This window comes from Escherichia sp. 93.0816 (genome assembly GCF_013368855.2).
Taxonomy (GTDB): Bacteria; Pseudomonadota; Gammaproteobacteria; order Enterobacterales; family Enterobacteriaceae; genus Escherichia; species Escherichia ruysiae.
On the sequence record NZ_JABWNC020000002.1, the window covers coordinates 19,874 to 41,942 of the forward strand.

The 22,069-nt window shown below is 50.6% G+C and carries 18 protein-coding genes; 4 read left to right on the top strand and 14 right to left on the bottom strand.

Annotation, left to right across the window (positions count from 1 at the left end; translation table 11 throughout):
• Positions 1 to 44 precede the first annotated feature (44 nt).
• The 11 genes from lpxD to rpsB form a co-directional block, all read right to left on the bottom strand.
• A complete protein-coding gene (gene lpxD, locus HEM79_RS02910) occupies positions 45 to 1,070 on the bottom strand; it encodes a UDP-3-O-(3-hydroxymyristoyl)glucosamine N-acyltransferase (protein ID WP_176241743.1) in 1,026 nt (341 codons plus the stop codon).
• Positions 1,071 to 1,073: 3 nt separating this feature from the next.
• Positions 1,074 to 1,559, bottom strand: coding sequence for a molecular chaperone Skp (gene skp, locus HEM79_RS02915; protein WP_176241744.1), 486 nt, complete (start codon positions 1,557 to 1,559; stop codon positions 1,074 to 1,076).
• Between the two features lie 121 nt (positions 1,560 to 1,680).
• Positions 1,681 to 4,113 (bottom strand): outer membrane protein assembly factor BamA, encoded by a 2,433-nt coding sequence (gene bamA, locus HEM79_RS02920; protein ID WP_001240898.1) that lies wholly within the window; start codon positions 4,111 to 4,113, stop codon positions 1,681 to 1,683.
• Positions 4,114 to 4,142: 29 nt separating this feature from the next.
• Positions 4,143 to 5,495 (bottom strand): sigma E protease regulator RseP, encoded by a 1,353-nt coding sequence (gene rseP, locus HEM79_RS02925; protein WP_000948225.1) that lies wholly within the window; start codon positions 5,493 to 5,495, stop codon positions 4,143 to 4,145.
• Between the two features lie 11 nt (positions 5,496 to 5,506).
• Complete coding sequence (gene cdsA, locus HEM79_RS02930; RefSeq protein WP_000922433.1) at positions 5,507 to 6,364, bottom strand: phosphatidate cytidylyltransferase; 858 nt, start codon at positions 6,362 to 6,364, stop codon at positions 5,507 to 5,509.
• A gap of 12 nt (positions 6,365 to 6,376) precedes the next feature.
• Positions 6,377 to 7,135, bottom strand: a complete 759-nt coding sequence (gene ispU / locus HEM79_RS02935) for a (2E,6E)-farnesyl-diphosphate-specific ditrans,polycis-undecaprenyl-diphosphate synthase (protein ID WP_001517776.1) — start codon at positions 7,133 to 7,135, stop codon at positions 6,377 to 6,379.
• Positions 7,136 to 7,323: 188 nt separating this feature from the next.
• Positions 7,324 to 8,520 carry a 1-deoxy-D-xylulose-5-phosphate reductoisomerase gene (ispC, locus tag HEM79_RS02940; RefSeq protein WP_176241745.1) on the bottom strand — a complete coding sequence of 399 codons (1,197 nt, stop codon included), beginning with the start codon at positions 8,518 to 8,520 and terminating at the stop codon, positions 7,324 to 7,326.
• A gap of 92 nt (positions 8,521 to 8,612) precedes the next feature.
• Entirely contained in the window at positions 8,613 to 9,170 is a 558-nt protein-coding gene (frr, locus tag HEM79_RS02945) for a ribosome recycling factor (RefSeq protein WP_000622418.1), read from the bottom strand.
• A 291-nt stretch (positions 9,171 to 9,461) separates the two neighbouring features.
• A complete protein-coding gene (gene pyrH, locus HEM79_RS02950) occupies positions 9,462 to 10,187 on the bottom strand; it encodes a UMP kinase (RefSeq protein WP_000224573.1) in 726 nt (241 codons plus the stop codon).
• 146 nt (positions 10,188 to 10,333) lie between these two features.
• On the bottom strand, positions 10,334 to 11,185 hold the full coding sequence (gene tsf, locus HEM79_RS02955) for a translation elongation factor Ts (protein ID WP_000818112.1): 852 nt from the start codon (positions 11,183 to 11,185) through the stop codon (positions 10,334 to 10,336).
• 134 nt (positions 11,186 to 11,319) lie between these two features.
• Positions 11,320 to 12,045: a 30S ribosomal protein S2 gene (gene rpsB / locus HEM79_RS02960; RefSeq protein WP_000246882.1), complete on the bottom strand. Its 726-nt coding sequence runs from the start codon at positions 12,043 to 12,045 to the stop codon at positions 11,320 to 11,322.
• A 367-nt stretch (positions 12,046 to 12,412) separates the two neighbouring features.
• Here rpsB and map point away from each other — a divergent pair, with 367 nt between their 5' ends.
• The 4 genes from map (at position 12,413) to HEM79_RS02980 (ending at position 17,618) form a co-directional block, all read left to right on the top strand.
• Entirely contained in the window at positions 12,413 to 13,207 is a 795-nt protein-coding gene (gene map, locus HEM79_RS02965; RefSeq protein WP_176241746.1) for a type I methionyl aminopeptidase, read from the top strand.
• Positions 13,208 to 13,388: 181 nt separating this feature from the next.
• The gene (gene glnD / locus HEM79_RS02970) at positions 13,389 to 16,061 is read left to right on the top strand and encodes a bifunctional uridylyltransferase/uridylyl-removing protein GlnD (protein WP_001094593.1); all 2,673 of its coding nucleotides are present in this window, start codon (positions 13,389 to 13,391) and stop codon (positions 16,059 to 16,061) included.
• A 30-nt stretch (positions 16,062 to 16,091) separates the two neighbouring features.
• A complete protein-coding gene (dapD, locus tag HEM79_RS02975; RefSeq protein ID WP_001186663.1) occupies positions 16,092 to 16,916 on the top strand; it encodes a 2,3,4,5-tetrahydropyridine-2,6-dicarboxylate N-succinyltransferase in 825 nt (274 codons plus the stop codon).
• 315 nt (positions 16,917 to 17,231) lie between these two features.
• On the top strand, positions 17,232 to 17,618 hold the full coding sequence (locus HEM79_RS02980; protein WP_000272188.1) for a DUF3461 family protein: 387 nt from the start codon (positions 17,232 to 17,234) through the stop codon (positions 17,616 to 17,618).
• 63 nt (positions 17,619 to 17,681) lie between these two features.
• On the opposite strand, the gene cdaR is transcribed toward HEM79_RS02980, so the two are convergent.
• From cdaR to dgt, 3 genes are all read right to left on the bottom strand, one after another.
• Entirely contained in the window at positions 17,682 to 18,839 is a 1,158-nt protein-coding gene (gene cdaR, locus HEM79_RS02985) for a DNA-binding transcriptional regulator CdaR (protein WP_000929428.1), read from the bottom strand.
• Positions 18,840 to 18,992: 153 nt separating this feature from the next.
• Positions 18,993 to 20,417, bottom strand: coding sequence for a serine endoprotease DegP (degP, locus tag HEM79_RS02990; protein ID WP_000753934.1), 1,425 nt, complete (start codon positions 20,415 to 20,417; stop codon positions 18,993 to 18,995).
• 129 nt (positions 20,418 to 20,546) lie between these two features.
• Positions 20,547 to 22,064, bottom strand: coding sequence for a dGTPase (gene dgt, locus HEM79_RS02995; RefSeq protein ID WP_176241747.1), 1,518 nt, complete (start codon positions 22,062 to 22,064; stop codon positions 20,547 to 20,549).
• Between the last annotated feature and the right edge of the window lie 5 nt (positions 22,065 to 22,069).

Below are 22,069 nucleotides of genomic sequence, written 5' to 3' on the forward strand. Positions count from 1 at the left end.
AGAATGAGACAGGCCGTAAAGTTTGGCGAACAAAAGATGGAACGTTAGTCTTGTTGATTAACCTTGCGCTCAAGCGATTTCAGACGCTTGCTCATATCATCAATGTTCATCACCAGTGCAGCGGTTTTGCGCCAGACTTTGTTGGGTTGCAGCGGAATGCCTGAGGAATAGACGCCAGGTTCAGTGATAGGACGCATCACCATACCCATGCCCGTAACCGTCACTTTATCGCATATTTCCATATGCCCGTTGATTACGCTGGCACCGCCGATCATGCAGTAACGACCAATTTTCAGGCTGCCCGCCATAATGACGCCACCGGCAACCGCCGTATTGTCGCCAATCACGACGTTATGTGCAATCTGGCACTGGTTATCAATGATCACGCCATTGCCGATAATGGTGTCATCCAGAGCACCACGATCGATAGTAGTACAGGCGCCGATCTCCACGCGATCGCCAATAATCACGCGACCAATCTGAGGGATCTTCACCCAGTTACCCCGATCGTTGGCATAGCCAAAACCGTCCGCACCTACCACCGTTCCGGATTGGATCAGGCAATTCTGACCGATCTGGATCTCATGGTAAATGGTTACGTTCGCCCAAAGGCGCGAACCTGCGCCGATTTTACTGTTTTTACCCACGAAGCAACCGGCACCAATAATCACGTTATCGCCCAGCTCAACACCGGACTCAATCACCGCGTTCGCGCCAATCGAAACCTTGTTACCCAGCTTCGCCGTCGCGTCGATCACTGCACTGGGTGCAATGTCCTGCGCGGGCTGCGGCGTGGTATCTAAAATTTGCGCCATGCGCGCGTAAGTCAGGTAGGGATTCTTCACTACCAGCGCGGCACTTTTCGCGAAAGGAAGATCGTCCTGGGTCATGACAACCGCAGACGCCTGGCACAAGCCTAAATGTTCACGGTATTTTGGGTTAACCATGAACGTGATGTGACCTGTTTGTGCAGATTGCATGGACGCAACGCCGGTGATGACGATATCGCCATCACCGTGTAGTTCTGCATCCAACTGCTGCGCTAAATCAGCCAGTCGAATTGAAGGCATTACTTATTTAACCTGTTTCAGTACGTCGGCAGTGATGTCTTTTACATCGCTGCTGTTGTAAGCAACGGCGTTTGCATCAACAACCAGATCGATATCCTGGCTGTTGGCAACGGATTTCACAGCAGTCTGGATACGAGTAACCAGTTTGCTGCGTTCTTCGTTGGAACGACGTGCGCGATCCTGCTCAAAAGCCTGCGCTTTCTGAGCAAAAGTCTGGCGCTGAGCCATCACGTCTTTTTCCAGCTTAGTACGATCGCTACCGGCTTTCATAGACTGCAGCTTTTTCATTTTAGCTTGCAGATCGGTTTCCATACGCTGCAGTTCGCTGGCACGGCCTTTGAACTCATTTTCCAGCGTGTTAGAAACACCGGTTTTCTGTGCTACCTGCTGGAACAGGCTGCCCATATTGACGATTGCAATTTTGTCAGCCGCCTGAGCAGAAGTTGCCAGTGCTAAACCGAGACCTGCAGCTAATAACCACTTTTTCACAATAAACTCCTTACCATCCCATTTGCACCGGAGGGTGCAGTTCTTTGCGTGGCCCGGCGATCTTATAGTGATCGCCTAAAGTCATCGCTACACTACCACTACATTCCTTTGTGGAGAACACTTACCAGGTTTTACCGATGTTAAACTGGAACTGTTCTGCCTTGTCTCCATCGTACTTTTTGAACGGCTGGGCGTAGGAGAACACCAACGGCCCCAATGGGGACATCCATTGTAATGCGATACCCGCAGACATACGGATATTGCTTGGATCACTATAGTCAGGATATCCAGAATATTGGCTGGAATCCCAGTTTGTATCCCAAACGGTGCCCATATCCCAGAAGAAGGAAGTACGAACCGAGTTAGCATACTTGTCGCTAATGAACGGCGTCGGGGTGATGAGTTCGAGGCTGGCAACCGCCATGGCGTTACCACCTACAGCATCATCCGATTTACACAGGTCTTTCGCTCCGTCCTGAGTCGCACATTCGTAATCGTAGTCCGGATCATAATTACTGGCCTGATGCGGGAAGTAAACTGCTTTCGGACCAATGGTGTTGGACTGGAAGCCACGCACGGTGCTGGAACCACCAGCATAGAAGTTCTCGTAGAACGGCATCTCTTTGCCGCCTAAACCATCACCGTAACCCCAACGAGTACGACCCAGAACAACCCATTTGTGATCGTCATCGATCGGCACATAGGTCGCCGTGTCTAACGTCACTTTGTAGTATTCGTTATCCGATCCCGGAATGGTCACTTTACCGGTCAGGTTGACACGTGAACCATCTGTCGGGAAGTAACCACGGTCAAGCTTGTTATAGGTCCAACCATAGTTGAACGTGAAGTCGTCCGTTTTGAAGCTGTTATCCTGATCAGAGGTGCTCGGATGTTCACCCATAGAGTACAGATAACGCCACATCGCAACCTGCGGCTGCATGTTGGACAGGGAGTTATGTACATAACCCAGACCTGCACGCAGCGAGTTATATTCGTTGATCGGGAAGCCCAACGTCACGTCTGTACCATAACTCTTGTTGGTATAGTCGGACAGGTCGGCGTCATCTGCCTGGAAGTCATTATAGAAGAGACGGCCACCGAGGCTTACGCCGTCTACGGTGAAGTACGGGTTGGTTACCGACAGTTCAGCATAGGTCTGGTAATCGTTTTTGGTTCCGTTGATACCAACAGCATAACCCGTACCTAACCAGTTATCCTGTTGCACGCCAGCCTGAAAGCTCACGCCACTTTCAGTACCGTAACCAATACCGAAGTTGAAGCTACCGGTGTTACGTTCTTTGACCTTGTAGACCACATCAACCTGATCCGGGCTACCCGGAACACGCTGAGTGTCAGTATCGACTGTTTCAAAGAAGCCCAGACGATTCAGACGCTCTTTACCCTGATCGACCAGATCGCTACCCAGCCATGCCCCTTCCATCTGGCGCATTTCACGGCGCAGAACAGCATCTTTCGACGTGTCGTTACCTTCAAAACGGATCTTACGCACATAGAAACGGTTACCCGCATCAACGTTCACACGTAATTTAACGGTTTTGTCGGCATCATTAATTTCAGGCATCGACTGTACGCGCGGATAGGCATAACCATAGCGACCGAGAAGCTTTTTAATGTCATCTTCCATTTTGGTCACTTTGGTGCCGTTATACAGCTCGCCCGGCTCGATCTTAGTCAACTGCTCAATTTCAGCGGAGTGCCCGGCAAGGTTGCCGCTCACTTCAACGCCAGAAAGCTTGTACTGATCGCCTTCGGTGATGTTCACCGTGACGTAGATACCTTTTTTATCCGGCGTCAGACTGACCTGGGTCGAGTCGATGTTGAAACGGGCATAACCGCGATCCAGATAGTAACTGCGCAGGGTTTCAAGGTCACCCGCCAGTTTCTGTTTCTGGTATTTACGATCGCCTACCACGTTCCACCACGGCACTTCGTCACGCAGCTGGAAATGAGAGATCAGTTCGTCGGTGGTGAAAGCATGGTTACCAACAATATTGATTTGCTGGATTTCTGCTGACACACCTTCCTGGAACACCAGTTTAAGGTCAACACGGTTACGCGGCAGTGGAGTCACGACAGCTTTTACGCTGGCGCTATATTTACCGACGCTGTAGTAGAAGTCTTCCAGACCTTTTTCGATATCAGCAATGGTGGTGCGATCAAGAGATTCGCCCACACGCACGCCAGAAGCCTCGAGGTTTTGCTTCAGCATGTCATCTTTCACCGATTTGTTACCGGAGAAAGTGATGCTGGCAATGGTCGGACGTTCTTTTACCTGAACCAGAAGGGTATCACCATCACGAAGGACACGAACATCCTCAAAGTTGCCGGTAGCAAACAGAGCGCGAATGGTATTACTGATATCTTCATCATTAACCGTGTCGCCTGTGCGCACCGGCATACTGAGGAGGGCCGCACCAACGGCGACACGCTGAAGGCCTTCGAAATGAATATCTTTCACTACGAACCCTTCAGCACCGTATACGGTGGCGCTGCTAAACAGCAGCGACGCTATGAGCAACTTTTTCATCGCCATCGTTATTATGCGTTCTTCCTAACTAACTCTCATAACCGAGAGAAATCATTGAAAAGTGCAAGCCCCATTAACAGCACCAGCAGAATCGAGCCAATGCGATAACAAAAGTCTTGAACCCGCTCGGATACCGGTCCGCCCTTGATCTTTTCGATCGCAAGGAACAGCAGATGCCCCCCGTCAAGTACGGGCAACGGAAACAGGTTAATTATCCCTAAGTTCACGCTAATAAGCGCAAGAAACGGTAGATAATAAACAACCCCGAGTTCCGCTGTCATCCCAGCCCCCTTGGCGATAGAGATCGGCCCACTGAGGTTGTTCAGTTTCACATCACCGGTGATCAATTTTCCCAGCATACTGACCGTCAGCTTCATCAACTGCCACGTTTTGTCCGTGGCTTCGACGATGGCGTTGAACGGCCCATACTGGCGTACAACTTTATACTCATCTGGCAAAGGAATGACTTTCGGCTCAATGCCGACAAAACCAATCGCCTTACCATTGCCCGGTTTGCTCTCCGGGACTAATGTTAAAGACAAGGGACTCCCCTGCCTTTCGATTTCCAACGCTAAGGATTTACCCGGATTATCCCGGACAAGCATCACAAAGGTCACCCATTGCGTTAATGGCTGACCATCGACTTTAACGATCCTGTCGCCTGCTTGCAAACCCGCCTTGTTTGCCGCCGAATTTGGCTGCACATTTTCCACTACAGGTTCAATTTGCGGCCCACGGGGACGAATCCCCAAAGAAGATACTGGATCTTCTTTATCAGGCTCAAACGCCCACTGACGTAAATCGAGCTTTACATCTCGCCGCTGGTCGCTACCAAATGGTGCTACGGTAATGATGGTGCTTTCATCACCAATTTTATCGACCAACTGCAAACGCACGGCATCCCAATCAGGCGTTTCGATACCATCTACGGCTTTTAGTTCCGTTCCTGGTGCAATTTGTGCTTGTGCAGCTATCGAATTGGCTGATATTTCACCAACCACCGGGCGTACGCCAGGCACACCAATGATAAAAACCAGCCAGTAAGCAAAGATAGCAAAAATGAAGTTTGCAACCGGACCTGCGGCAATGATCGCCGCACGTTGGCCAACAGATTTATTATTGAAGGCATGGTGGCGAAGCTCCGGAACAACCGGTTCAGCACGCTCATCCAGCATTTTGACATAACCGCCCAAAGGGATCAGGGCGATGACATATTCGGTGCCTAGCTTATCAGTTCGGCGCCAGAGCGCCTTACCAAAACCTATAGAGAAACGCTCAACGCGAACACCGCAACGCCGGGCAACCCAGAAATGACCAAATTCATGCACGGTGATAAGTACACCCAATGCAACGATGAACGAAGCCAAATCCCAGAGAAAACTCAGCATAATACCTTCCGTTAAAGCGTCCTGAATACCAGCAACAGCAGGCAAGCAAAGACCGGTACAGCAGCCGTCAGGCTATCAATACGATCCAAAATACCGCCATGTCCTGGAATTAAATGACCGCTGTCCTTAATTCCTGCTTCACGCTTAAACATGCTCTCGGTCAGATCGCCGAGCACTGAGGCTAACGCTGCGACAATAGAGCAAATGAGTAAGGTGACGGGTGCAACGTCCAGATTCGCCCACATGCCATAACCCCATGAGATTACCGCTGCGGTCGCGAGTCCGCCAATAAAGCCTTGCCAGGTTTTACCCGGAGAAACCTTCGGTGCCAGCTTATGTTTGCCAAACAATTTGCCAAACATATATGCGCCAGAGTCAGCGCCCCAGACCAGGATCATGACATAGAGCAGCCATATCGCGCCACTGTAATGATTCTCGTCATAGTGCCAGGCTCGTAACGCCAACATGCCCCAAAAGAAGGGAACAATAGTTAGCACGCCAAAGATAATGCGCAATGTTTTGGATTTACGCCATATTGTCGCGGAACCGGGATAGAACAACACCAGCAATAACGCGACAACCCACCAGCCAAGCGAAGCCCAAAGTGAGACCTCAACCAGTGGTTGATGGATATTTCGGTGATATTCCGGCAACAGAAAAAGCATCAGCGCCAACAATAACCCGCACAGCACCGCCAGCCATACCCGCTGCGAGCGAGAGGTAAAACCGCTAAGCTGTCCCCATTCCCACGCTGCCAGCATACAGACTACCAGCGTAACAATAGCGAACCCCACCGGCGGCAATAAGAATAGCGCCGCGATGACGACAGGTATTAAAACAAAAGCAGATATCAGGCGATACTTCAGCAAAAGCGACCCCCATCAGGCTGTTTCATCACCGGGCTCGGTGCCGCCGAAACGACGCTCTCGATTAGCAAAGGCATTTAGTGCCCCTTCAAAGTCTTGTTCATCGAAATCGGGCCAGAGAACATCTGTAAAGTAAAGTTCGGCATAGGCAATTTGCCAAAGCAAAAAGTTACTAATGCGATGCTCCCCCCCAGTCCTAATTACTAAATCTACAGGGGCCAGTTCATGCATACAGACATGCTGGTTTAGCATCTCTTCATCTATCTGATCCGGTTGCAGGTTTCCTTGCTGCACCTTTTCAGCCAGTTGCCTGACGCCCTGGACTATATCCCAACGTCCACCGTAGTTCGCCGCAATATTCAACGTCAGACCGGTATTCCCGGCAGTTAACGCTTCAGATTTACGAATACGTTCTTGCAAACGCGAGTTAAAACGACTGGTATCGCCAATAATACGCAGACGCACGTTATGTCGGTGCAGGCTTTTTACTTCGCTATCGAGCGCCCACACAAACAGTTCCATTAACGCACTGACTTCCTGCGCTGGTCGGTTCCAGTTTTCACTACTAAAGGCATACAGCGTTAACGCCTCAATACCGTTGTTGGCCGCAAAAGAGACCGCCCGGCGGACCGATTTAGCCCCGGCTTTATGCCCAAAGGCACGAATCTTCCCTTGCTTTTTTGCCCAGCGCCCGTTGCCATCCATAATGATCGCGACATGGCGACAGCCATGAACTGGCAATTTTTCGCTAAGTGGTTGAGTAGCAGACAACATCACGCGTTTCTTATTCCCTGACAGGGTTTACGGTACTCAGGAATACTGAAGCCTATACAAAAAAAAGCCGTGTAAAACCACGGCATACCTGACCTTAGAAAGCCAACTACTTACGATCAGATGGCGCAGACTATATCACTGAAGCCCTACGCTAACAAATAGCACGACTCTCTGTAGCCGGATTATCCTCAGCTTGCGAGACGCATCACCTCTTTTCTGGCGACCTCACGCGCACAGGCATCGACAGACAACACATCGTCCACGCATTGTGGTTCGCGCATATCCATGTTTTCCAGAACGGATAAATTCAATGCGGCGATATCCGTAAAGCGGATTTGTTGCGCAAGAAACGCAGCAACGGTGATTTCGTTTGCGGCATTCAATGCGGTCGTCGCAGCCTGGCCTTGTTCGAAAGCATCCATCGCCAGTTTCAGGCATGGATAGCGATCATAATCCGGTGCGGCAAATGTCAACGCACTCAGGTTGCAAAAGTCGAGCGGCTTCACGCCAGAGTTCACGCGATTCGGCCATGCCATGGTGTGGGCAATTGGCGTACGCATATCGGGTTCTCCCAGTTGCGCCAGAACGCTGCCGTCCTGATAACGCACCATTGAGTGAATCACTGACTGCGGGTGAATCAGCACTTCCATCTGGCTGGCACTGGCGTTAAACAACCAGCGCGCTTCAATGTATTCCAGACCTTTGTTCATCATGGTAGCCGAATCGACAGAAATTTTACGTCCCATCGACCAGTTCGGATGACGGCAGGCTTGATCGGGCGTCATTGTTGCCAAATCGTGCAATAGCGTCTCACGGAAAGGGCCACCAGACCCGGTAAGCAAAATGGACACCACGCCATTTTGCTCAAGGTCAGCGTATCCCAGATTGTGCTGGATAGGTTGCGGTAAACTCTGAAAAATGGCGTTATGTTCGCTATCGACCGGTAATAACTGCGCTTTACTCTGCTTTACGGCGTCCATAAACAGACGTCCACAGGTGACCAGTGATTCTTTGTTAGCCAGCAGTATGGTTTTACCCGCACGGATAGCAGCAAGCGTAGGTAACAGGCCTGCAGCACCGACAATCGCAGCCATCACCTGATCAACATCTTCAAGCGCCGCCATATCACAGGCAGCCTGCTGACCGCTTAAGACTTCGGTGCAACTACCATGTTGTTGTAGCGTCGTTTTAAGAAGTTTCGCACTCGCTTCATCGTCCATTACGGCATAACGGGGAGAGAATTCCAGGCACTGTTCTACCATGCGAGTGACATTTTTGCCTGCCACCAGCGCAACTACGCGGAAGTGTTCGGGATTATGGCGCACCACGTCCAGCGTGCTGCAACCAATCGAGCCGGTCGAGCCCAGAATGGTGAGTTGCTTCATGAAACATCCAGAGTTGAGACAGAATAAAAAGCAAAACGCCGCCAGCCGATCCGCAAGGATCTACTGAGCGGCGTTTTTTGTCGTTCAAGAAATCAGAACTGCATCAGTTCTGCTTCTTTGTCTGCCAGCGCCGCTTCAATTTTCTTGATTGCAGCATCAGTCAGTTTCTGTACATCGTCCTGAGAACGGCGATCGTCGTCTTCGCTGATCTCTTTATCTTTCAACAGTGCTTTCACTTTATCGTTCGCATCACGACGCACGTTACGTACTGCAACACGCGCCTGTTCAGCTTCACCACGAACGATTTTAGTCAGATCTTTACGACGTTCTTCCGTCAGCGGCGGCAGCGGAACACGGATGTCGCTACCTGCAGAGTTCGGGTTCAGGCCGAGATCGGACGCCATAATCGCTTTTTCAACGGCCGGAGACATTGAACGATCAAACACGTTGATTTTCAGAGTGCGGGAATCTTCTACCGTTACGCTTGCCAGCTGACGCAGCGGCGTCGGCGTGCCGTAATATTCCACGACAATGCCATCCAGCAGGCTGGGAGAAGCACGACCCGTGCGTATTTTGCTGATTTGGGTTTTGAACGCTTCGACGCATTTGTCCATGCGTACTTCAGCATCTTTTCTGATATCGCTAATCACGTTACGAATCCTTGAAAACTTGTCTCAGTCAGACCAGACAGTCACACACAGTGGAAGTGTGCTAAGTATAGCCCTGATTAAACATATTACGGGTAATCGTCTGGATTATTAGGCTATTTTATTTGCCATTTTGGCCCGGGGCAGTGCTCGCCATCCTCACGTACTTATGTACACTCCGGTTGCTGCGCGCTGGCCGTGACCAAACTGCCTGCAACAATAACGCCTTATAACCAGACTTACGCCCCCGCGATACTTATGCGGAATCTTACCCTTATTTATCCATCACGGGAATTATTCCGTGATTAAAGTCCCTTCTTTTTCACCCATTACCACACGGCGCAGCGCACCCGGTTTATTCATGTTGAAAACACGAATCGGTAATTTGTGGTCACGAGCCAGCGTGAAGGCCGCCAGATCCATTACTTTCAGCTCTTTTTCCAGAACTTCACTGTAGGTCAGCTGCTCGTACATAGTTGCAGTTGGATCTTTCGCCGGGTCAGCGGTAAACACACCGTCAACTTTGGTTGCTTTCAGCACCACATCGGCTTCAATTTCGATACCACGCAGGCAAGCTGCGGAGTCAGTGGTAAAGAATGGATTACCAGTACCGGCGGAGAGGATCACCACACGGTTGTTACGCAACAGACTGATAGCTTCTGCCCAGCTGTAGCTGTCGCATACGCCATTCAATGGAATAGCGGACATCAGACGAGCGTTCACATAGGCGCGGTGCAGTGCATCACGCATTGCCAGACCGTTCATTACGGTAGCCAGCATCCCCATGTGGTCGCCCACAACGCGGTTCATACCCGCTTTCGCCAGACCAGCGCCACGGAACAGGTTACCCCCACCAATCACCACACCAACCTGAATACCCAGTTCAACCAGTTCTTTGATTTCCTGAGCCATGCGATCCAGTATGCTTGCATCAATACCGAAGCCTTCAGTGCCCTGCAGAGCTTCGCCACTCAACTTAAGCAGAATGCGTTTATAGACGGGTTTTGCATTGGTAGCCATGTTTCTTTCCTGAGACTGTCAACGATTGAAATGAATTAATACTAGCGACATTGTACGTCGCTTTTCAGCGCAGCCCCATAAGGGTTAGCTGAATTTACAAGATGGGCGCAAAAAGAAGCCGCCCTCAGGCGGCTCCTTTTCGATAATTAAGACTGCTTGGACATCGCAGCAACTTCTGCTGCAAAGTCAGTCTCAACTTTCTCGATGCCTTCACCCACTTCGAAGCGGATGAAGCCAGTCACTTCAGCGTTATGCTCTTTCAGCAGCTGACCAACAGTTTTTGCCGGTTCCATTACGAACGGCTGACCGGTCAGAGAAACTTCGCCGGTGAATTTCTTCATGCGGCCTTCAACCATTTTCTCTGCGATTTCTTTCGGCTTACCAGACTGCATCGCGATATCCAGCTGTACCTGGTATTCTTTCTCTACCACTTCAGCGGATACGTCTTCCGGCTTGATGAATTCCGGCTTGCTTGCAGCAACGTGCATAGCGATGTGTTTAACCAGCTCTTCGTCAGCGCCTTTAGCAGCAACCAGAACGCCGATACGCGCACCGTGCTGATAAGAACCCAGAACGTCGCCTTCCAGCGCAGCAACGCGGCGAATGTTGATGTTTTCACCGATTTTCGCTACCAGCGCAACGCGTTCTTCTTCGAACTGTGCTTTCAGAACTTCAACGTCAGTGATTTTGCCAGCTACAGCTGCGTCCAGAACTTTGTCTGCGAACGCCTGGAAACCAGCGTCTTTTGCTACGAAGTCAGTCTGGCAGTTAACTTCCAGAATGATGCCGTAGTTGCCGTCGATTTTGGTTTTGATCACGCCGTCAGCAGCAACGTTGCCTGCTTTTTTCGCTGCTTTGATAGCACCGGACTTACGCATGTTTTCGATTGCCAGCTCGATGTCGCCGTTAGCTTCAGTCAGTGCTTTTTTGCAATCCATCATGCCTGCGCCAGTACGCTCACGCAGCTCTTTTACCAGGGATGCGGTAATTTCAGCCATTCTAAAATCCTCGGAGATGTGATCTGCCCGGCATTAAACCGCACAGATATAAAAGTGAAAAAGGGGGCCATATGCAGGCCCCCTAACCAAACGTGTACTACCTGGTCTATAAGGGCTCGTACGAGCGTGCCTTATTACTCAGCTTCTACGAAGCTTTCTTCCGCCTGGGAAGCCAGATCCTGAGAACGGCCTTCACGTACGGTTGCAGCTACAGCGCCCAGGTACAGGGTCACAGCACGGATTGCGTCGTCGTTACCCGGGATAACGAAGTCAACACCGTCCGGATCAGAGTTGGTATCAACGATAGCAAATACCGGAATACCCAGGTTGTTTGCTTCTTTGATAGCAATGTGTTCGTGGTCAGCATCGATTACAAACAGAGCGTCCGGCAGACCGCCCATGTCTTTGATACCGCCCAAGCTGTTTTCCAGTTTCTCCAGCTCACGAGTGCGCATCAGCGCTTCTTTCTTGGTCAGCTTGTCGAAAGTACCGTCCTGAGACTGAGTTTCCAGGTCTTTCAGACGTTTGATGGACTGACGAACGGTTTTCCAGTTAGTCAGCATACCGCCCAGCCAGCGATGGTTCACGAAGAACTGGTCGCAGCTCAGAGCAGCGTCTTTCACCGCTTCGCTTGCAGCGCGTTTAGTACCAACGAAAAGGATTTTACCTTTGCGAGAAGCAATCTTGTTCAGTTCAGCCAGAGCTTCGTTGAACATCGGTACAGTTTTCTCAAGGTTGATGATGTGAACTTTGTTACGCGCACCGAAGATGAACGGCTTCATTTTCGGGTTCCAGTAACGGGTCTGGTGACCAAAGTGAACACCAGCCTTGAGCATGTCGCGCATGGAAACAGTTGCCATGATTAAAACCTCTATATAAAAGTTGGGGTTATGCCTCCACGTATCCCATATTACCGACCCCAAAGGGCACCCCGGAATATGTGCCGATACGTGTGTGTTGTTACACAAAGTGAGATTGTCGCTTCCGTCCAGTCTGTGTATACGAAATGGATCGGAAGTCCGGCGCGCTTTATACCACAAATACGCCGTGGACTCCAATAATTGTTGGCGCTGTGTACAGCATCAGACGCTGAATTTTCTATTATAGAAAACCCTCGGTGGCACGTTTCGCGAAGTTCAGAATGATTCTCAATTTGACAGGGTGTGATACCATTGACAGCACTTACATATATATTGTCGGTATCACCGACACTGATGGACAGAATTAATGGCTATCTCAATCAAGACCCCTGAAGATATCGAAAAAATGCGCGTCGCTGGCCGCCTGGCTGCCGAAGTGCTGGAAATGATCGAACCCTATGTTAAACCGGGCGTCAGCACCGGCGAGCTGGATCGCATCTGTAATGATTACATTGTGAATAAACAACACGCGGTTTCTGCCTGCCTCGGCTATCACGGTTATCCGAAATCCGTTTGCATCTCTATTAATGAAGTGGTGTGCCACGGTATCCCGGACGACGCCAAGCTGCTGAAAGACGGCGATATCGTTAACATTGACGTCACCGTAATTAAAGACGGTTTCCACGGCGACACCTCGAAAATGTTTATCGTCGGTAAGCCAACCATCATGGGCGAACGCCTGTGCCGCATCACGCAAGAGAGCCTGTACCTGGCGCTGCGTATGGTGAAACCAGGCATCAATTTGCGCGAAATCGGCGCGGCGATTCAGAAATTTGTCGAGGTAGAAGGCTTCTCCGTCGTTCGTGAATATTGCGGACACGGTATTGGTCGCGGCTTCCATGAAGAACCGCAGGTGCTGCACTATGACTCTCCTGAAACCAACGTCGTGCTGAAACCGGGGATGACCTTCACCATCGAGCCAATGGTCAACGCGGGTAAAAAAGAGATCCGCACCATGAAAGATGGCTGGACGGTAAAAACCAAAGATCGCAGCTTGTCTGCACAATACGAGCATACTATTGTGGTGACCGATAACGGCTGCGAAATTCTGACGCTACGTAAGGATGACACCATCCCGGCGATAATCTCGCACGACGAATAAAATAAAGCTGGCTTCAGACTGATGACAAGGTCTAAAAAAGAGCCCGGACAGTCCCCTCGCCCCTTATAGGGCGAGGGGGAAAACGTGCCCATTTTGGCTATTAAGCCAGTTTGTCAGTCATCTGAAGCCGGCGAATGCCGGCTTTTTTAATGCGATAATTTAATCTTATGGGTGGCGCACAATGAATACCCTTCCAGAACAGTACGCAAATACCGCTCTCCCCACCTTGCCCGGTCAACCGCAAAATCCATGCGTCTGGCCCCGTGACGAATTAACCGTCTCTGGGATAAAAGCCCATATTGATACCTTCCAGCGTTGGCTGGGCGATGCCTTTGATAGTGGGATCTCCGCAGAACAATTGATTGAAGCCCGCACCGAGTTTATCGACCAACTCCTGCAACGCTTGTGGATTGAAGCCGGTTTCAGTCAGATTGCCGACCTGGCGCTGGTCGCTGTCGGTGGCTATGGTCGTGGCGAGCTGCATCCACTTTCAGACGTCGATTTACTGATCTTAAGCCGTAAGAAACTCCCGGACGATCAGGCACAGAAAGTTGGCGAGCTGTTAACGCTGCTCTGGGATGTGAAACTGGAAGTCGGTCATAGCGTACGCACGCTTGAAGAATGCATCCTGGAAGGGTTATCGGATTTAACCGTCGCCACCAATTTAATTGAATCACGCCTGTTGATTGGCGATGTGGCGCTATTTCTCGAACTGCAAAAACATATTTTCAGCGAAGGATTCTGGCCTTCCGACAAGTTCTACGCGGCGAAAGTTGAAGAACAGAACCAGCGCCACCAGCGTTACCACGGAACCAGCTACAACCTTGAGCCAGACATCAAAAGCAGCCCCGGTGGCTTGCGTGATATTCACACTTTACAGTGGGTGGCCCGCCGCCATTTTGGCGCAACATCGCTGGATGAAATGGTCGGGTTTGGCTTCTTAACCTCAGCGGAACGAGCAGAATTAAACGAGTGCCTGCATATTTTGTGGCGTATTCGCTTTGCCCTGCATCTGGTAGTCAGCCGTTACGATAACCGCCTGTTGTTTGATCGCCAGCTTAGCGTCGCCCAGCGCCTGAATTACAGTGGGGAAGGTAACGAACCGGTCGAGCGGATGATGAAGGATTACTTCCGCGTCACGCGCCGCGTCAGCGAACTCAACCAGATGCTGCTACAACTGTTTGATGAAGCCATCCTCGCCCTGCCCGCCGATGAAAAGCCGCGTCCGATTGACGATGAGTTTCAGCTACGCGGTACGCTTATCGACCTGCGTGATGAAACGCTGTTTATGCGTCAACCGGAAGCGATATTACGCATGTTCTATACGATGGTGCGTAATAGCGCGATCACCGGCATTTACTCCACCACGCTGCGCCAGTTACGTCACGCCCGCCGTCATCTGCAACAACCACTGTGCAACATTCCTGAAGCGCGAAAGCTATTTTTGAGCATTCTGCGTCACCCCGGCGCAATGCGTCGCGGGTTACTGCCGATGCATCGCCATAGCGTGCTGGGCGCCTATATGCCGCAATGGTCGCATATCGTCGGGCAGATGCAGTTTGACCTGTTCCACGCTTACACAGTGGATGAACATACCATTCGCGTGATGTTGAAACTGGAGAGTTTTGCCAGTGAAGAAACGCGCCAGCGCCATCCGTTGTGTGTGGACGTCTGGCCGCGCCTGCCGTCACCGGAGCTGATTTTCATCGCCGCACTGTTTCACGATATCGCCAAAGGGCGCGGCGGTGACCACTCCATACTCGGCGCACAAGACGTGGTGCATTTTGCCGAACTGCACGGCCTGAACTCGCGCGAAACGCAACTGGTCGCCTGGCTGGTTCGCCAGCACTTGCTGATGTCGGTCACCGCCCAGCGCCGCGATATTCAGGATCCGGAAGTCATCAAACAATTCGCCGAAGAAGTACAAACGGAAAATCGACTGCGTTTTCTGGTCTGTCTGACGGTAGCCGATATTTGCGCCACCAACGAAACACTGTGGAATAGCTGGAAGCAAAGTCTGTTGCGCGAACTCTATTTTGCCACCGAAAAACAGCTACGACGCGGAATGCAAAACACGCCAGATATGCGCGAACGGGTTCGCCATCACCAGCTTCAGGCGCTGGCGCTGCTGCGTATGGACAATATCGACGAAGAGGCGCTACACCAGATCTGGTCTCGCTGTCGCGCTAACTATTTTGTCCGCCACAGCCCAAATCAACTGGCCTGGCACGCTCGCCATTTATTACAACATGATTTAAGCAAGCCGCTGGTATTACTTAGCCCACAGGCTACGCGCGGCGGTACGGAGATATTTATCTGGAGCCCTGACCGTCCATATCTCTTTGCTGCCGTGTGTGCCGAATTAGACCGCCGCAATTTAAGCGTTCATGACGCGCAAATTTTCACGACCCGCGACGGTATGGCGATGGATACCTTCATTGTGCTGGAGCCGGATGGCAGCCCGCTATCCGCAGATCGCCATGAGGTTATTCGCTTTGGTCTGGAACAGGTGCTGACACAAAGCACCTGGCAACCGCCACAGCCGCGTCGTCAACCCGCCAAATTACGTCACTTTACTGTTGAAACCGAAGTGACGTTTTTGCCAACCCATACCGACCGAAAATCATTCCTCGAATTGATCGCGCTGGATCAACCAGGCTTGCTGGCGAGGGTGGGGAAAATTTTTGCCGATCTGGGAATTTCGCTTCATGGCGCCCGAATTACAACCATTGGTGAGCGAGTAGAAGATTTATTCATAATCGCCACCGCCGACCGACGTGCACTTAATAATGAGTTGCAGCAGGAAGTGCATCAGCGGTTGACAGAGGCCCTCAATCCAAACGATAAAGGGTGATGTGTTTACTGATATGAAAAGAGTTTAACAATGCAGCAGTTACAGAACATTATTGAAACCGCTTTTGAACGCCGTGCCGAAATCACGCCAGCCAATGCAGACACCGTTACCCGCGAAGCGGTAAATCAGGTGATCTCGCTGCTGGACTCCGGCGCTCTGCGTGTTGCGGAAAAAATCGACGGTCAGTGGGTGACGCATCAGTGGTTGAAAAAAGCGGTGCTGCTCTCTTTCCGTATTAATGATAATCAGGTGATCGAAGGGGCAGAAAGCCGCTACTTCGATAAAGTGCCGATGAAATTCGCCAACTACGACGAAGCACGTTTCCAGAAAGAAGGCTTCCGTGTTGTACCACCAGCGGCGGTACGTCAGGGTGCGTTTATTGCCCGTAACACCGTGCTGATGCCGTCTTACGTCAACATTGGCGCATATGTTGATGAAGGTACGATGGTTGATACCTGGGCCACCGTCGGTTCCTGTGCGCAGATTGGTAAAAACGTCCACCTGTCTGGTGGTGTAGGCATTGGTGGTGTGCTGGAGCCGCTGCAGGCTAACCCGACCATCATTGAAGATAACTGCTTCATCGGCGCGCGCTCTGAAGTGGTTGAAGGCGTAATTGTCGAAGAAGGCTCCGTCATTTCCATGGGCGTATATATCGGTCAGAGCACCCGTATTTACGACCGTGAAACCGGCGAAATCCACTACGGCCGCGTTCCGGCAGGTTCTGTGGTTGTTTCTGGCAACCTGCCGTCGAAAGATGGCAAATACAGCCTCTACTGTGCGGTTATCGTTAAGAAAGTTGACGCGAAAACTCGCGGCAAAGTCGGCATTAACGAACTGCTGCGTACCATCGACTAAAAGTATGCACACGGGCAGCAAGATGCTGCCCGTGTGCTTTCTGGCTCAGAATAATTCGTCCTACTCATTCTTCCTCCCCCCCTTTTTTAAATACTTTTTCATCTTGTTTCGGACTGTCATGTAATTCGCAAAACGAAGATAAATGTGCTAATCCATCCCATGGAATATCGCCAGAATAAAGCAGGTAATTTTTTGATTTTTACGCCATGATAGAAGTCTGGAAGAAAAAGGCTTTCTGCGATCACAGTCGAGCCGGGCGGGCCAGGCCAAATGCTAAGATAAGCACAATTTACTGACTCATTTTGAGGTAACGCTATGTACGACAATCTGAAAAGTCTGGGTATTACCAATCCTGAAGAAATTGATCGTTACAGCCTCCGGCAGGAAGCCAACAACGATATTCTGAAAATCTATTTTCAGAAAGACAAAGGTGAGTTTTTCGCCAAGAGCGTGAAGTTTAAATATCCGCGTCAGCGCAAAACGGTCGTCGCCGATGGTGTGGGTCAGGGTTATAAAGAAGTACAGGAAATCAGCCCGAATCTTCGTTATATCATTGATGAGCTTGATCAAATCTGCCAGCGTGACCGCAGTGAAGTTGATCTTAAGCGTAAGATCCTCGACGACTTGCGTCACCTGGAGTCAGTGGTAACCAATAAGATCAGTGAGATTGAAGCGGATCTGGAAAAGCTGACACGCAAATAATAGTAACTGATGTCATTCTGCGAGCCGGGTAAAGTATCACCCGGCTTTAATTTTGTTATGAACCTACCGCTCTTCATCCAGTTGTAGCGCCACATACAGCAGCAACCTGTCATCAAAATTGCCCAAATCCAGCCCGGTTAATTCAGAGATGCGATTAAGTCGATACTCCAGCGTATTTCGATGGATAAACAGCGCCTTTGACGTTGCCAGCGGTTGCACATTATGGCGAAACCACGCTGCCAGCGTTCGCCGTAACAAGCCATTAGTGTCCATCGCTTTCAATCGCGCCAGCGGTCGCGCCAGTTCGTTGGCCTGCCAGTCGCCGCGCAAACTATCAAGTAAGACTGGCAGCATCAAATCCTGATAAAAATAGCAGCGATTTTCGGGCATTCGCTGTTTACCAACCACCATCGTTGTTTTCGCCGTGCGGTAAGAGCGAGCAATACTGCCAGGTCCGGTAAAATAATTACCCAACGAAACGCGAAATCGCAGCTGACCGTACTCTTTCATACGAGTAATGAGCTGCTCAACTCGCTTACAATGTTCTTCTGCATCCCAGCGCCCAAACGGATTCAACGCCGGTTTCAACACCACCATTTCGGTCAGCGAGACAATCGCCACCAGATTATTACGCTCGGGGGTAATCAGCGCGTTTTGCAATTGCTGTAACTCCGCCATTGCGCTATCTACGCCAAGCTGACCGCTGTCGACCTCGACAATAGCCACCACTCGCGGTTGATTGAGGTCGATCCCCAGCCGTTGCGCCCATTCAGTGAGTGCGGGAGTATTCTCCTCGGCCTGAATCAGGTTCATCACCAGTTCTTCCCGCAAACGGCTATCCTGCGCCAGCAGGTGCATCAACCGCGACTGTTCCAGCATCATTTCAGCCGTCATACAGACCAGTTCGCCATATTTGCGCAGATTCTCTGGTTCACCAGTCAGGCCAATTACGCCGACAATCTCACCTTCCAGCCGTAACGGTAGATTAATCCCCTGCCGCACACCGTGCAGATGACGTGCTACCGCGTCATCGATATCGACTACTCGTCCCTGCGAAAGTACCAGCAACGCACCTTCGTGCAATTCACCAATACGTTCACGATCGCCGCTGCCAATAATGCGCCCGCGAGCATCCATTACATTGATATTGGTATCGATAATGCGCATGGTGCGCGCCACAATGTCCTGCGCCATTTTGGTATCAAGATGCCAGCCAGCCATAAGCCCTCCGTTGTGCACGGTTTAGCATAAAGAAGTGAGGGAAGCGCGGCATTGTGCAAATGCCCAAAGGAACGAAGATATATATGGAGTTGTGGGGAAGTTCACAGATTGCATGAAGAACCCCTTCCCTGGGCGGGAAGGGGTTAAGGGAAATTACTGCATTAACAGGTAGATGGTGCTGTCGCCGCGCTGAATGTTCAGTGCCAGCACGGACGGTTTGCTGTCGAGAACTTTACGCAGTTCAGCGATGTTTTTCACTGCCTGCTGGTTCGCGCCAATAATCACATCACCTTTTTTCAGGCCAATCTGTGCAGCCGGGGTGCCCGTTTTCACGTTGTTCACGACGACGCCCTGATCTTTGCCTTTGTTGCTCATTTCAGCGCCTTCAATGCCGTTGAAGATGGAGCTGGAATCAACCTGATTCTGGCTGCTCTGCTGCAGTTCCAGGTTCACGTTAACCTGCTTACCGTCGCGCAGTAAGCCCAGAGTCAGTTTGCTGCCCACTGGCATAGTGCCAACCTGAGCTCGCAGCGCGGCAAAGCTGCTGATTGGCTTACCGTTCAGGGAGGTGATCACATCACCTGCTTTAATACCTGCTTTCGCGGCAGAAGAATTCGGCAGAACCTGACTTACAAATGCACCGCGCTGGGCGTCAACTTTCATCGCTTTCGCCAGTTCGGAGTTCAGTTCGGTTCCCATAATACCCAGCTCGCCGCGTTTCACCTGACCGTATTCCACCATCTGCGAAGTCAGGTTTTTCACCATGTTGCTCGGGATAGCAAAACCGATACCGATGTTGCCGCCGTCCGGTGCGAGGATCGCGGTGTTGATACCGATCAGTTCGCCGTTCAGGTTAACCAGCGCACCACCGGAGTTACCACGGTTGATCGCTGCATCGGTCTGGATGAAGTTTTCGTAGTTTTCGGCATTCAGGCCGCTACGCCCCAGTGCAGAGACGATACCAGAAGTTACCGTCTCGCCCAGACCAAACGGGTTACCGATAGCGACGGTGTAATCCCCCACGCGCAGCGCGTCGGAATCCGCCATCTTAATTGCAGTCAGGTTTTTCGGGTTCTGGATTTGGATCAGCGCGATATCAGAACGCGGATCTTTGCCGACCATTTTCGCGTCGAACTTACGACCATCACTTAACTGAACTTTAATGACCGTCGCGTTATCGACAACGTGGTTGTTGGTGACGACATAGCCTTTATCGGCATCAATAATAACGCCAGACCCCAGCGCCATAAATTTTTGTTGCTGGCCGCCGCCGTTACCGCCCTGCCCGCCCTGGCAGAACGGAGAGCTCTGGAACGGAGAACCGTCCTGGCAGAACGGAGAATCATCGCCGAAGAACTGCTGGAAATTGCGCGGCATACGCGGCGTATTAACGGTTGTGCTACCTTCTACGTTAATGCTGACCACTGAAGGCATCACCTTTTCGAGCATCGGTGCAAGGCTTGGCATCTGCTGGGCTGTCGTTGCTGAAGAAGTCTCAGCCGCCGTTGCAGAGAGCGGAGATAACGCCAAACCTAAACTCAGAGCCAGTGCACTCAGTGCTAATGTGGTTTTTTTCATGTATTTCAGTCTCGATTAACAGATAACGCAAAATTGCTGTGTTCTTCAGATTCGTTTTATAGCGCGAAGTTCCGAACTAAAGTTTCTGCAAAAAGTAAAAATTTATTGTCCGTCTTTACAAAAGCCTGGTTATTGTTCTACCGCCATCAGCCGCCGATATTCATCCCACGCATAAAGGTCCGTCATGCCACTGATATAATCCTGTAACAGCCGACAACGATAATAATATTCCCATAACGGGAACTCAGGAGAATCTGACGGTAATTTACTGACAGCCTCGACATAGGCCAGCCGATGGCGCGTTGAGAGCTTATGGAATAAGCGTGATTCAATGGGGAAACGTTTTACTCGCTCTTTTTCTACCAGTTCAGTAAAGTCTGATAATGACATGCTTAATAAAGGACGATAAATCTCTAATAACCCGCTAATCACCCGATATCCCTGCAACTCAAGCTGCTCGACATCTGGATGGCTAAACACATGTTTTACGGCGACATTTTTATATAACTTCAAAAGTTCACTACATTCACTGGCATCTTCTAACAGGGCATGATTAAACGTTCCGGCAAAAATCGTCGGCAAATTATCAATAAATCGTTGTGCCGCATAGGGCACCAGCTTATTCAGGGTGTTCACCCGTAAATACATAAAAAACTGATCTTCCGTACTGCGGCTTAAACTATTTGAACGCGATTTTTCCCAGGCATTTTCTACCACTTGTGCAAACAGCGAACCTTTCTCATGCTGGCTCCACGCATCATGCAGATGATGATAAAGCTGCTCAACGGTGAATATTCTTTTCTCTACCGCATCTTCAAGATCAGCCACACAATAAGAGATATCGTCAGCTGCTTCCATAATCCACGTTAATGGAAAACGACTGTAAAGCGCCAAATTAAGTTCTTTACGCAAACGGGCAATATAGACTTCTTCAGAAAGATAATAGCCCGGTTTTTTCATTAAATAGTGGTGAGTCTCAGGCGTTTCACCACGCCACCACGCCGGACGAGTATATTTTAAAATACCGCCAACCTGCGCCCAGGTGAGATTCATCCGCATCAATGTATGCACCAGGCGAATACCTTGTGCATTGCCTTCAAAATGACATAAGTCCTGACGAATTTTGCGCCGCAGCTCGTTGAGTTGTTCCTCTCCTTCCCGCAATCGCAACGCTGTCACGCTACAGCGATCGTCGGTCAGCGGCTGACTTTCGGCATCCGCTGGGTACAAACGCTGGCGAAACCAGTCATTTATAGCCGCTTCGCCAAAATGACCAAACGGTGGATTACCGATATCGTGCATCAGGCATGACATCTCGACAATGCTTTCAAACGGCCCGGTCAGTTCATCCAGGCCGTACTCCTCCAGCAATTTAAGTTCTTTCAGACGACTTAAAATCTCTTTGGCGATATAGCGCCCCACCTGCTGAACTTCCATTGAATGGGTAAGACGCGTGCGTACAGCAGCATTGCGCTCAAGTGGAAAAACCTGGGTCTTTTGTTGCAGACGACGAATCGCCGGAGAGTTAATAATACGTCCGCGATCGCTTTCGAAGATCCGCAAGATCTCATGTTCGGTTTTAACACCCTGCGGTGAACGATAACGACGATGCCAGTTTATTTTTTTTCGGAAATCAATCTGTGCCATGTCCT

Excerpts from the sequence above, each read along its gene's own strand:
- ispU (WP_001517776.1), bottom strand. The coding sequence starts at position 7,135 with ATGTTGTCTGCTACTCAACCACTTAGCGAAAAATTGCCAGTTCATGGC.
- cdaR (WP_000929428.1), bottom strand. The coding sequence starts at position 18,839 with ATGGCTGGCTGGCATCTTGATACCAAAATGGCGCAGGACATTGTGGCG.
- tsf (WP_000818112.1), bottom strand. The coding sequence starts at position 11,185 with ATGGCTGAAATTACCGCATCCCTGGTAAAAGAGCTGCGTGAGCGTACT.
- ispC (WP_176241745.1), bottom strand. The coding sequence starts at position 8,520 with ATGAAGCAACTCACCATTCTGGGCTCGACCGGCTCGATTGGTTGCAGC.
- degP (WP_000753934.1), bottom strand. The coding sequence starts at position 20,417 with ATGAAAAAAACCACATTAGCACTGAGTGCACTGGCTCTGAGTTTAGGT.
- map (WP_176241746.1), top strand. The coding sequence starts at position 12,413 with ATGGCTATCTCAATCAAGACCCCTGAAGATATCGAAAAAATGCGCGTC.
- rseP (WP_000948225.1), bottom strand. The coding sequence starts at position 5,495 with ATGCTGAGTTTTCTCTGGGATTTGGCTTCGTTCATCGTTGCATTGGGT.
- dgt (WP_176241747.1), bottom strand. The coding sequence starts at position 22,064 with ATGGCACAGATTGATTTCCGAAAAAAAATAAACTGGCATCGTCGTTAT.
- lpxD (WP_176241743.1), bottom strand. The coding sequence starts at position 1,070 with ATGCCTTCAATTCGACTGGCTGATTTAGCGCAGCAGTTGGATGCAGAA.
- pyrH (WP_000224573.1), bottom strand. The coding sequence starts at position 10,187 with ATGGCTACCAATGCAAAACCCGTCTATAAACGCATTCTGCTTAAGTTG.
- dapD (WP_001186663.1), top strand. The coding sequence starts at position 16,092 with ATGCAGCAGTTACAGAACATTATTGAAACCGCTTTTGAACGCCGTGCC.
- bamA (WP_001240898.1), bottom strand. The coding sequence starts at position 4,113 with ATGGCGATGAAAAAGTTGCTCATAGCGTCGCTGCTGTTTAGCAGCGCC.
- glnD (WP_001094593.1), top strand. The coding sequence starts at position 13,389 with ATGAATACCCTTCCAGAACAGTACGCAAATACCGCTCTCCCCACCTTG.
- HEM79_RS02980 (WP_000272188.1), top strand. The coding sequence starts at position 17,232 with ATGTACGACAATCTGAAAAGTCTGGGTATTACCAATCCTGAAGAAATT.
- rpsB (WP_000246882.1), bottom strand. The coding sequence starts at position 12,045 with ATGGCAACTGTTTCCATGCGCGACATGCTCAAGGCTGGTGTTCACTTT.